The organism is Chthoniobacter sp., assembly GCF_040003245.1.
Taxonomy (GTDB): Bacteria; Verrucomicrobiota; Verrucomicrobiia; order Chthoniobacterales; family Chthoniobacteraceae; genus Chthoniobacter.
Map to the genome: position 1 here is coordinate 23,516 of NZ_JBDUCX010000042.1, position 10,950 is coordinate 34,465.

The 10,950-nt window shown below is 63.3% G+C and carries 9 protein-coding genes and 1 pseudogene; 4 read left to right on the top strand and 6 right to left on the bottom strand.

The annotated features are described in order from the left end of the window. Positions 1–109 precede the first annotated feature (109 nt). The 3 genes from ABJF10_RS07930 to ABJF10_RS07940 form a co-directional block, all read right to left on the bottom strand. Positions 110–781, bottom strand: a complete 672-nt coding sequence (locus tag ABJF10_RS07930; RefSeq protein ID WP_348544002.1) for an SGNH/GDSL hydrolase family protein — start codon at positions 779–781, stop codon at positions 110–112. Between the two features lie 11 nt (positions 782–792). Then, positions 793–2,310, bottom strand: coding sequence for a hypothetical protein (locus tag ABJF10_RS07935; protein WP_348544003.1), 1,518 nt, complete (start codon positions 2,308–2,310; stop codon positions 793–795). Positions 2,311–2,600: 290 nt separating this feature from the next. Continuing rightward, positions 2,601–3,047, bottom strand: a complete 447-nt coding sequence (locus tag ABJF10_RS07940) for a hypothetical protein (protein WP_348544004.1) — start codon at positions 3,045–3,047, stop codon at positions 2,601–2,603. Positions 3,048–3,228: 181 nt separating this feature from the next. On the opposite strand from ABJF10_RS07940, the gene ABJF10_RS07945 reads away from it, so the two are divergent. From ABJF10_RS07945 to ABJF10_RS07955, 3 genes are all read left to right on the top strand, one after another. Then, positions 3,229–3,588, top strand: coding sequence for a hypothetical protein (locus ABJF10_RS07945; protein WP_348544005.1), 360 nt, complete (start codon positions 3,229–3,231; stop codon positions 3,586–3,588). Positions 3,589–3,646: 58 nt separating this feature from the next. Further along, entirely contained in the window at positions 3,647–4,468 is an 822-nt protein-coding gene (locus ABJF10_RS07950) for an SGNH/GDSL hydrolase family protein (protein ID WP_348544006.1), read from the top strand. 119 nt (positions 4,469–4,587) lie between these two features. Then, positions 4,588–5,004 carry a hypothetical protein gene (locus ABJF10_RS07955; RefSeq protein ID WP_348544007.1) on the top strand — a complete coding sequence of 139 codons (417 nt, stop codon included), beginning with the start codon at positions 4,588–4,590 and terminating at the stop codon, positions 5,002–5,004. 9 nt (positions 5,005–5,013) lie between these two features. Here ABJF10_RS07955 and ABJF10_RS07960 read toward each other — a convergent pair whose 3' ends face one another. The 3 genes from ABJF10_RS07960 to ABJF10_RS07970 all read right to left on the bottom strand — a co-directional run bounded on the left by ABJF10_RS07960 (position 5,014) and on the right by ABJF10_RS07970 (position 10,078). Then, on the bottom strand, positions 5,014–5,337 hold the full coding sequence (locus ABJF10_RS07960; protein WP_348544008.1) for a cytochrome c: 324 nt from the start codon (positions 5,335–5,337) through the stop codon (positions 5,014–5,016). A 5-nt stretch (positions 5,338–5,342) separates the two neighbouring features. After that, positions 5,343–6,563: a molybdopterin-dependent oxidoreductase gene (locus tag ABJF10_RS07965; protein WP_348544009.1), complete on the bottom strand. Its 1,221-nt coding sequence runs from the start codon at positions 6,561–6,563 to the stop codon at positions 5,343–5,345. Between the two features lie 68 nt (positions 6,564–6,631). Continuing rightward, positions 6,632–10,078, bottom strand: coding sequence for a hypothetical protein (locus ABJF10_RS07970; RefSeq protein WP_348544010.1), 3,447 nt, complete (start codon positions 10,076–10,078; stop codon positions 6,632–6,634). Positions 10,079–10,371: 293 nt separating this feature from the next. On the opposite strand from ABJF10_RS07970, the pseudogene ABJF10_RS07975 reads away from it, so the two are divergent. Further along, positions 10,372–10,950: pseudogene (locus tag ABJF10_RS07975) on the top strand (hypothetical protein); the annotation flags it as partial.

The following is a 10,950-nucleotide window of genomic DNA, read 5'->3' on the forward strand; positions in this document are numbered from 1 at the left end:
CCGCTGCTTCACCAAAGATCATCGCTGGTTGTTCGACGGGGTTCTTCGACTGCGCTCCGCCCATTTTACCGCCTACGCTCCGCTCAGAATGACATGGAGGGGTGGGCCGTTACTTCTTCGCCCCCAACTGGCTCTCGATGCTCGCCGCCACTTGCTTAGCGAGGAGCGCGTAGCCCTCGGGCTTGTAGTGCACGTCTTTCGGATTCTGCATTTCCCCGAGGTGCGGCGTGATGGCGGTGTTAAGGTCGTCGATCGCCACTCCGTTTTCCTTCATCACGCGTTGGGCGATTTCATTGTATTCTGGCACCTTGCCGAAGGCCCGCGATGGATTGAGCTCCCCATCCGGAATGGGCGTCGTCGTCGCCCAGATGAGTTTCGCGCCGGTGGCCTTGAGCTTCGCCACGAGGGTACGCAGGTTCTTTTCGTAGTCGGCTGGTTCCACCTGCCGTTTGCCGTCGGGCATGATCTTCAAGTCGTGGATGCCCCAGTTGAAATGGATGACGTCCCAGTGGCCGTCGCCGAGCCATTTGTCGATGGCTTCGAGGGTGCGCTTGGTCGGGCCGCCATTGGCCGGGATGCGATGCACATTGGCCTTGTCCTTGAGCAGATCCCGGACGGGTTGGGTGTAGCCGATGGAGATCGAGTCACCGATGAGCAACACGCGCGGCAGGCCGGCCTGGTCCTGGATGGGCGCGAGCGCGGCAGGTGTCGCGGGCTTTTGGGCGCAGGCGGTGGTGAGGAGTGCGCAGAGCGCGAGGAGGAGGTGGAGGGGATGTTTCATGAAATCGGGGATCACGGCCGGGCGGCGCTGTAGCTCAAGTCGTCGAGGTAGATTTTGACCTGGCCGCCGCCGGTGCCAATGCCGAAAAGGCCGAAGCGATCGAACACGACGTCCTCCGGTTTCTGTCCGGGGCGCAGGTCGAGGATCGCGGACTCGGAGCCGAGGGTGACGCGGAGCTGGCCGTGGCCATCGTTGGTGACGGGATCGAAGACCAACGACCAATCGTAGACCTGGCCTTGCTTGAGCACGGGGCCGGACTTGGGAACGGCGCGACCGCCTGCGACGGTTCCGCAGATGGGGAGAAAGTAGTGACCGATGCGCGTCGGGCCGCCGATGGTCACGCCGATAAAATTCCGGCCGCCGAGCGGATCGTGGTCGTCGGTCTTTTTCACCGCGCTGTTGAACCAGCCGAGCAGCATGCCGGAATCGGGCGCGCCCACGGCGAGGACCACGCGCCCGCGGGCCTCCAGCCGGTCGTGCAAGGACAGCGGGCCGACGCGATCCGCGTAATAGGCGTAAGGGCTGCGCCACATGAGCCCGCCGATCTCGCCCGGCGCGCCGCCGGCCAGTTGGGTGGGCAGATAGCCGAAGTCATGCGCGCCGGCCTGCTCGCGATCTTCGTAGGTCACGCGATTGCCCGCGCCGGTCCAGCCGGGGTCCTTGGAAAAGTCCTCCGCCTGGCCGTTGAATTGCAGGTCGTCGAAGAACATCTTCGCCGTGCCGCCGGATTTCGTCGTATTGCACATGCCGAAGCGGTCGAAGGTCGCGCCTTCCTTGCGCAGCTCGGGCGGGACGTCCACGGTGAAGGTCGTGGTGAAAGGAAAGCGGGCGCGCGCTTCCTTCTCGGAGGCTTCCGGCAACGGGCCGTATTCCTCCGTCTTATGCGTGTCGCTGCCGATGGTGAAGGTGAAGCGCCCGTTGCCGCCCGCGCCTTGCGGATCGTACTCGAGCGTCCAGTGGTAGCGCGTGCCGTCGAGCTTGAGCGGCGTGGGGCGGAATTTTCCGGGCAGATACGGCGTGATGAAAGTGCCGCACGACTTGTTGCCGTCGGTGATCATCCGCAGCGCCAGCCGTCCGCCTTTAGCCTCGAAATCGAAGTCCATGCCGAGCGAACCGATGGGCCGCCCACTGCCGCCGGGCTGATGCGCATTGAAGAACCCGAAGAAGACGCCTCCGCCGCCTTGCACGCCGCTGATGACGAAAGTGCCGGAGGCCGAGAGCTTGCTCTCCAGCGACTTCGCCGGGGCGAGCGTGGCCGCGTAGGAAGCCGGTTGGGTGGCGCGCTGGATCGCGCCGCCCATCTCCCCAGGAGCCCTGCCGGCAAAGTGGGTAGGGCTATAGCCGAAGTCCTGTTTCACCGTCGCGGACTTCTTGGGCGCGAGATGATTGTTGAATCCTTCCCAACCCGGGTCGTGATCGAAGTGCTCAGTTTTGAGTGGAGGAGGCGTCGATTCGGCGAACGCCACCGGCAGCGGGGCCAGGGCGAAACCGGTACAGAATGGGAGAAGGAGGCGTGGGAGCGAAGTCATCGGGGGGAGAAGGAGCGACCTTCACTTTGGTTAATTCGGGCAGGCTTCCCTTGTTAGAGACTGTGAAATAGGTCGCGTGAGTTTCATGAACTTGTCTGGCGCGCGCCCTCCCCACGCCGTCATCCTGAGCTTGCGAAGGACCTCTGATTTCTGCCTTTCTTCACCAACTTGGCAAAAGACAGCGCTCAGCTAGCAAGGTCGGCCACGCGTGAGATGCCAGAGCGATATCAGAGGTTCTTCGCAAGCTCAGAATGACGGGGAGGAGGGGCGCCTTCGGCGCTCAAGCACGCTTACTTCCCCACCGGCACGATATCCGCCGGGACGGTGGGATACTTCTTCTGGAGCGCTTGGAGAAACCGCTTCGTTGGGCTCTGCGGTCCGTCGCTTTCGTCGAGGCCTTGGGCGACGGCCACGAGGTCGATAGAGCTCCAGGCGCCATTCTGATTCCGCAGCAGCGAAGGCCACTCGTCGCCCTCCGGCTGGCCGTTGGTATTGAGCGGCACGACTTTGATCCAGGCCCAGCCGTTGTGGACCTTGAAGTAGTTCACCTTGAATTTCACTTTGCTCCCGGAGCCGGTGGTGTACTCGCGATGCAAGACGTCGAGAATGGCCGTGCGCTCCGGCGTGCCGGCGGCGGGCGTATGAACTTGATCGGCCACCGCCTCTTGCGCGCGCAAGGCGCCACCGCAGAGCAGGCCCGCGAAAACGAGGCAGAAGGAGAGGAGGGAGGTTTTCATCGGGGGCGAAGGATTTAGGAATTTTGGCCCGCGAATCACACAGATCACACGAATGAAATCCTTCCCATTCGGGTCATTCGAGTGATTCGCGGGCCTCTTTTGCTGTCTCTTAGACTGGCCGATCCACGTGACCAGCACAAGCGGCTTGCGCGTTCTCGCGCGACGCTGCACGGTCGTCTTTATGAAGCCCCGGCACTTTGTCTTCCTGCTCCTGTTTAGCTTGGTGGCTGCGGTGGGAATCGCCGGGCCGACGGCCGCCCAGCCCTACATCGGGGAATGGTCGAATGGCCGTGGCGAGCCGCTCATCATCACGGCCAGCACGATCAAATTCGGCAACGACAAGCCGGTTGCCTACCAGGACGTGACGCGGGCTTCCGACGGCAAATCGTTTACCCTGCAACTCACCGCGAAAGGGAAGCTGAACTACCTGTCGCCCTTCATGCGGCTCACGCTCAGCGGCAGGCAGGAGATGAGCAGCGAGGGCGCTGATACTTTCAACGGCGAGATGACGAGCTCCGCGAAGTGGTATCGCGATAAGTAGGCGCTTCGGTCTTTCATTCGGCGCGTTGCGGGTCTCAAATTGGTTACCCATCCCGCCCATGAAACCAGCCCTCCTCGCTCTCGCATTCCTCGCGTCCGCCGCCATTGCCCAACAGCCTCCGCTGCCACCGAAAGGTGAGCCGACCAATGCGCAGGAAGCCGCGGCGCAGAAGGCTGTGAAGGAGCGCATGCTGAATGAAGAATACCAGGCCGTCGTGGCCAAGCTGCCGCCTGACCAGCAGGCGTGGGAGTTGGTCTTGCAGCAGAATCTCGGTGGCTTCTATTTGCCGATCCACCAGCGTGAGAAGGTGGCCGGAAAGTCGAACGCGTGGGACTTCGTGCAAGACGATCCGAAGCTGCCGCGGGTGCTGTTGATCGGCGATTCCGTGTCGCGCGGTTATACGCAGGCGGTGCGCAAGGCACTGGCGGGCAAAGCCAATGTGCACCGCGCGCCGGAGAATTGCGGCCCGACGGCGAACGGCTTGAAGAAGATCGAGGTCTGGCTCGGCGACGGCAAATGGGACGTCATTCATTTCAACTTCGGCATTCATGATCGCGTGACGCCGCTGGCCGATTACACGCAGCGGCTGGAGCAACTGATCGAGCGGATGCAGAAGACCGGCGCGAAACTGGTGTGGGCCAGTACCACGCCGATTCCCGACGATGCACCGAAGAACCAGACGGCGGCGTCGATCGTGGAGCACAACGCCGCGGCGGCGGAGGTGATGAAAAAGCATGGCGTCGCCACGGATGATCTTTTTGTGGCCATCACCCCGCATCTCGCGGAGATGCAGAATCCGAACGACGTGCATTTCAACGCAGCGGGGTATGATTTCCTCGGGCAGCAGGTGGCGACGTCCATCGAGGCGGTGTTGAAATGACGGCCGGGATTTTAACGCAGAGGGCGCAGAGGAAAAAGAGAGGGCCGCAGAGGGAAAGTGATTTGCTCTGTGGCTCTTTGCATACGACTCGCTTCCTCGCTGTACTTTTCTGCGGAATAGTGCTGACGCTCACGGCAACGGCCGCGCCGGAGGGAAAGGGGAGCGCGGCGGGATCGAAGGATGTGACCGCCGCACAGGTCAACGGCACGTGGGAGTGCAAATTGAACTCCCTCCAGGTCTGGGCCTTGGGCAAAGGGAAGCTGCAGATTTTGTTTGAGGGCACTTACGAATACAAATCGCCGCAAGGGCCGATGGCCAACACCGGGCAGGGCTCGGGCATCGCGACTATCGAGGGCGACACCGCGATCTTCCGGCCCGAGGGCGCGGAGGAAGGGTGCAAGATCACCATGAAGTTCACCGGGGGAAAGTTGATCGTGAAGCAGGAGGGGGAGTGCGGATTCGGCAATCACGTGTATGCCGAGGGCACGTACAAGAAGACCAGCAGCAAGAAGCCGACCTTCGATCAGGACCGCTGAGCTTGGCCGTTACGGCTTCTTCGCGTCGGGGATGCCGTAGGTGGCGGCGAGGTATTCGACGAGCGTGGGGACGGTTTCCTCGGGTGTGGGGGCGCCGTACTTTTCGCGCATCTTCTTCACTTCGGCTTCCCAGAATTTGCGCGGCATCGGTGGCTGCGTTTGGATGTAGTCGGGGGAGTGGCAGATGAGGCAATTGGCCTGGGCGAGCTCGGCGCCCTTACCGGGGCGGAGCACGGTGGTTTCGGCGGGCAGGGTGATCTTCAACTCGGCGGCGATGGCGCCGGTGACGAGGAGAGCGAGAGCGGCGAGAAGGATGGCGGGACGCGTTTTCATCGGGATCAGGCGGCGGTGATTTTGACGGTTTCGACGACGTTGCGCATGTAGCCGGAGGGGTTCCAGAGCGGCTCCATGGGTTGCGATTCGCCGAGGCGATTGATGGCGCGGCATTTCCACTCCGCGGCACCCGGCTGGGTGGGGGCGTAGGCGAGTTTCCACTCGCGAAAGGAATAGCGCCCGAGATCCTGGCCGAGGGTGGCGGCCTGCCAGCTCTGGCCGCCGTCGCCGGAGAAGAGGACCTCGCGAATGCCGCTGCCACCATCGAAGGCGATGCCGCGAATGTTCGCCGGTTGTCGCGCGGCGATCTTGGCGCCATCGGCGTGGCTGGTGATGAAGGAGCGGACGTTGAAGCGATTGATGGGGACGGTGTTCTTCGTCGTGGTGCCGGGCTCGATGCAGGCGCCGGGGGTATTGGGAATGCGGTAGGCGGTGCTCATCCAGAAATTGTCGAGCGCGTCCGGGACGACGGTGAGTTCGCTGAGATGCTTCACCCAATAGGTGCCGTAATAGCCGGGCACGACGAGGCGGAGTGGGAAGCCGTTGAGCATGGGGAGCGGTTCGCCGTTCATCTCGAAGGCGAGCATGACCTCGCCATCGAGCGCGTGATCGAGATCGAGCGCCTTGATGAAATCAGGGGTCTGCGGGAGCACGGGGGTGTCGAGGCCATTGCAGACCACCTGCTTCGCGCTGCCTTGCAGGGCGGCCTTTTCCAGCACATCCTTGAGGCGGACACCGCGCCATTTGGCGTTTCCCATGGCGCCGTTGCCGAGTTGTCCGCCGCCGACGCGCGGCTGGAAAAATCCGCGGCTGTTGCCGGAGCATTGATTGACGGCGGTGATCTCGACGTTTTCGAAATCGTGGCGCAAGGCGTCGAGCGAAAGGCTCAGCGGCGTTTGCACCTGGCCCTTGATCTCAAGGCGGAAGGTCGCCGGGTCAATGGCCTGCGGGACATTGGCAAGATGGTAGCGAACGAAGAAGGCATCGTTGGGCGTGATGACGCCTTCATTGAAAACGGAGAACGGCGTCTCGAGTTGCGGTGGACGAGCCGTTTGTAAGATGAGCGGACGCTTTTGCGGATACGTGGCCAACGGACGTTCGCCATTGGCGAAAGGGAGCGTGATCGTGTCGGCGCCGAAAGCGCGACCGCCGAGCAGCGTGGCGACTCCGGCGAGGCTGGTGTGACGAAGGAACTGTCGACGACCGAAGGTAGGGCGAGGAGACATAGGGGAGCTATTGGAGGACTACGAAGCGTTGCAGATGGACGGCCTTGGCGACAGTCAGAAATGTGGGTTCAAGGTTTCGCGGTCAGCTTGCGGCCGTCGTTGGTTTCAATGTCGACCTGCCAGGTGACGGGCGCGCGCAGGTTTTCGATCCGTGCGGTGAATTCCCACGGGAATTCTTTGCCGACGATTTGCTGCTCGGGGCCGTCGCCGACGCGGTAGCGCAAGGTGGCGGTGCGGACGTCGTCGATGGCGGCGGTGACGTAGACGTAGAGATCGCGCCAGGTGAAAGGGGAGACTTGGATTTCCGTGCCGACGGCTTCGAGGGTGGTGCCGGCGAATGGGGCGCGGTGGATCGCGGATTCCGTGGGCAGGGCGAAGTGATCCGAGGGCATGACGCGATGTGTGGGCACGTCGATTTTCAGTCCCTCGACCGTGAGCACGGTGAGCCCGAGCCCGGGAACGGTGACTTCGGCGGTGTCGACGTTGATGGTGAGGGGATTGACCGGCTGATTGTTCTGGTGGACGTAGACGGTGAAGCCGTCCACATCGCGACCGAGGACCCGGCCATCGAAGGTGACATGCACCAATTGCGGTTCGGGGGTTTGATTGAGCAGGATGACGTGGAATTTGCCGCCGCCTTCCGCGAGCACGCGATCGACATTGATATTATCCACGGTGGCGGCGGTACGATGGAGCCACGGCCAGGCTGTTTCGCCGTAGACATTGCCTGGGGCATGACCGTAGAGGCGGCTGTCGAACCACACGTAGCCGCACTGGCGCACGGAAGGGAAACTGACGGCGCCGGCGGAGCGCGACTCGACGTCGGAGAAGAGATAGTCGAGCACGTAGGCGGCAGTAGGCGGCACGTGATGGACGTAGAGCGAGGTGACGTCGGGGCCTTTGACGGGATAATCACGGCGCTGGTATTCGGTGGTCGCGCCGTCGAGGTAGTAACCGGGATAGTTGGCGAAGCGGCCGATGACGGCATTGCGCGCGGCGGTGCGAAAGGCGTTGTCGCCGGTGGGTCGCGCGAGGCGCAGCATGCTCGGCGCCCACGCATTCATCATGATATTCGCCTGCGGACCTTTGCGATTGTAAGTCTCGGGTTGTTCGAGACCGAGGCCGACCTGGCTCACCTGCCAGGCGGGGACGCGTTTCTCCGGGAGCCTCGGTGGCGGAGGATAAGGCGTTTCGTCCGTGGCCGGGGCATCGTAGAGACCGCGGCGGAAGAGCTTGTCGCCAAACCACCAGATGTGCCGGTTGATGTCGTAGATGCCACCGGGATGGATGGTCGTGTTGCCCATGGGAATGGTGGGCTGCGTCCAGAGCGTGGTCATGAGCCAGTGCGCGCCTTCGATCGAGGCGTCGAGGAAGCGCTTCTCGCCGGTGGCCTCGTAGATTTGCAGCAGGCCTTCCCAATCGGGCACGAAGGAGACATTGACGAACGGCGAGCCACCGAGATCGCGCGTGGGGAGAGTGGTGATATTCGCGGCGATGTATTTGTCCGCGGCAGCGATGGCGGAATCGAGCCAGTGGCGTTCGCCGGTGAGTTTGTAAAGCGCGAGCGCATCGGCGAATGGCTGGGTGTGGCCGTTCGCGTGCATGGTGCGCGGCGCGCCTTTTTCATCGAGGCAGAGCGCGCCGAAGACCGGGCTGTGGCCCTGCGTCATGGCGTAGGCCGAGGCGAAAGTGCTCGCGCCGAACATCGTGCCTGGGCCGCGCAGGGGTTGATGGTGGTAGTAGTTGTCCCAGATCTCGTGCTCGGCGGCGAAGTGCGGGCCGGGGCGGGACAGCAAGTACTCGAGCGAGGGGCGGGCGAAGCGATTGTAAAAGTCCTCGTCGCCGGTGAGGAGATAGATGCTGAGATAGGCGAGCGGCGAGGACTGCGTGACGGTGTTGCGGCTTTCGATGTTCCAGGGCCCCTTGGCGCGCGCGTGCCAGCCGGCGGCTTCTTCGTTGCGCATGAGATCGACGATGTTGAGCGCGGCATCGGAGAGCGAGGCGGTGACTGGGCGGCGGTAATCCTGCAGGGCGAAAATCTCCTCGGCGATGCGGTGATACGCGGCGTACCACTCGCCGCGTTGGAGCCAAAGTCGAAAGCGTACGTGGATCGCCCCGCCATCCGAGGCGCTCCCGGGCTGGCCGAGCACGGGCAGGTAAATGAGCGGCTGGGCGGCGCCGCTCTCATTGCGCAGGGCGAAGGCGTAGCGCGAGTTTTGGGAGGTGGGCCATTCGAAGGGGATGTCGCGCGGATCACCGACAAGGGCGCAGGAGACGCCGGCCCGGTTGACCAGCGCGAGCGGAGTGGGGGTGAGTGCACTGAGGACGACCGATGGCTCCGCCGGGAAGCGCTTGCCTTCATACATAAAGGGGAGCAGGAGAAAATCGGCGTCTCCCGGCGCGCAGGAAAGCGGAGCGTGGTAGCCGAGGGAAAAGTGGCCGAGCTCCTTTGGCTGGAAGTGCAGTTCGATTTGGGCCGCCGGTTGTTGCGCGGAGAGATGCCACGTGGCCTTGAGCCGGCCCTGTGGCGTCTCGGGAAAGTCGAGATCGACCGTCTGCGCATCGCGTTGATGGGCGCCGGATGGATGCAAGGCAAAGCACTTCGCCGAGGCCCACGGCGCGGTGGCGATGCCGAGCCGGCTGGTCACTTTTGCGCCGGCGCAACTGGCCTCAACGACCGGGCTGAACGTGGTGTCCCACGTGGGATGCACGCGGGTGCAGACGATTTTTGGATCGCTCTCTTTCGGACGGAACAGCACGCGATAGCCCTCGGAGCCCGAGCCTTCGATGGGAATCCAGCGGTCGCCGTCGCGCGTGGCCGCGCGCAGGGCGATGGCCGGGCCGCTCGCGGTGGTGGCTTCGTGGAAGCTGAAGTGCACGCGGTCGTTTTGCAGGGTGGCGAGGGGGGTGTCCTTGACCGACGTGAAGGGCGCGGGTTGAAAGGCGCGCTTCGATTTTTCGTCGATGGTGAGCGGAAGGTAGGTGGCGGCGGACTTTGCGAGCTTCCACGGCACGCCCTCGGGGCGGTAGGTGGGATTGTCAGTGAGGACCAGTGAGTCGCAGCGCGCCGACGAAGTGGATTCGTCGCCGATAGCGACCAGCGTGGGACCGGCGGGCAGGTCGAGCGTGCCGCCATCTTCCCAGGCCCAGCCGTCGTTTTCGGTACGGCCGTGGCGGCCGAAGATCGTTGGCGACCGCACGTTCCCGAGCCGCACGGTGAAGTTGCGCGCGCCGGGACGGTCGGCTGCGAAGTCCTTGCTGCGCACCCAGAGGCGCCATTGGCCGGCGTGGGGCAGATCGATCGCGCCGGCGGCGGGCGCGCCCTTGGCGTGCGGCCCGGCGAGAATGTATTTGCGGGCGAATTCGTTCCGCGGAGTCGTGATGGTTTCCCAGCCGCCGGGCAATTCGAGCTGCCCGGCTTCGATCACCAAGGTGGTGGCGTGGAGAGTGGCGCTGGCCGTGACCGCGAGCAGAACGGCGAAAATCCGGAACCAGGAGGACGATGCGGAAGACATGGGCTGCTTACCCAAAGACCACGTGTTTCCCGAGGCAAGCGAGAACGCGCGCCAGTGAGGTCAAGGCTTTGTCTGGAACTGGAGGCTATCGAAACACCGAAAACAAGCGCAGCACGGAAGGGGACTTCGTGGGGCGTTCCTCTCACACTCTGTGGATGGAGCGAAAGCATTTTTTCGACGGTTGGCCGGGGTTGGTTAAGATTAGTTAATCGCATTAATGAATCCGCCAAATTCGTGCGTTGCGATTCAGTGGGTGGAGGTAATCCATTATGAATCGAATTCTATCAGTCGGAATGGCCGCGATTGCCGCGACCTTCCTTGCACAACCAGTCTACGCGGATAAAGGAGGTGGCCACGGCGGTGGCGGTGGGGGCAAAGGGGGCGGAAACGGCGGCGGACACGCTGCCGCGCCGGCAAAGATGTCTGTCGCCCGCGCACCCCAGATGCACGCCAACGTCATGAAGGCTCCATCGGCCCCTCGCGTCACGCAGTCGCGGCCGCAATTTAACAACCGATCCGCGCCCATCGCGCCTTCGCGTCCGGAGAAGACGTTTACGCCTTCACTGGCACGCACCCGCGCGTTCGAGCAGCGGGGCCACGCGCCGGCCGTCGCCTTTGGCGGGCACGTGATCGACAACAATAACAATGCCGCGGTCAATGCGCGGAATGGGCGCGGCGTGACCACGACGCCATCATCGCAATTTGCAACGCGTGGCAACAGTCGTGATTTTCGTCCGCCGAACGAGATGTCGCGGCATTGGGACCACGGGCGCATGCACGAGTGGAATCGTCATCATTACCGCTTCTCCGGTGGCAATTGGGTGATCATCGATCCGGGTTTCGCGAATGATTACGGCTATGGCTATGGCTAC

What these genes read in the sequence shown, in the direction of transcription:
- ABJF10_RS07965 (WP_348544009.1), bottom strand. Translation starts at nt 6,563, where the DNA reads ATGTCTCCTCGCCCTACCTTCGGTCGTCGACAGTTCCTTCGTCACACC.
- ABJF10_RS07945 (WP_348544005.1), top strand. Translation starts at nt 3,229, where the DNA reads ATGAAGCCCCGGCACTTTGTCTTCCTGCTCCTGTTTAGCTTGGTGGCT.
- ABJF10_RS07970 (WP_348544010.1), bottom strand. Translation starts at nt 10,078, where the DNA reads ATGTCTTCCGCATCGTCCTCCTGGTTCCGGATTTTCGCCGTTCTGCTC.
- ABJF10_RS07950 (WP_348544006.1), top strand. Translation starts at nt 3,647, where the DNA reads ATGAAACCAGCCCTCCTCGCTCTCGCATTCCTCGCGTCCGCCGCCATT.
- ABJF10_RS07935 (WP_348544003.1), bottom strand. Translation starts at nt 2,310, where the DNA reads ATGACTTCGCTCCCACGCCTCCTTCTCCCATTCTGTACCGGTTTCGCC.
- ABJF10_RS07930 (WP_348544002.1), bottom strand. Translation starts at nt 781, where the DNA reads ATGAAACATCCCCTCCACCTCCTCCTCGCGCTCTGCGCACTCCTCACC.
- ABJF10_RS07960 (WP_348544008.1), bottom strand. Translation starts at nt 5,337, where the DNA reads ATGAAAACGCGTCCCGCCATCCTTCTCGCCGCTCTCGCTCTCCTCGTC.
- ABJF10_RS07940 (WP_348544004.1), bottom strand. Translation starts at nt 3,047, where the DNA reads ATGAAAACCTCCCTCCTCTCCTTCTGCCTCGTTTTCGCGGGCCTGCTC.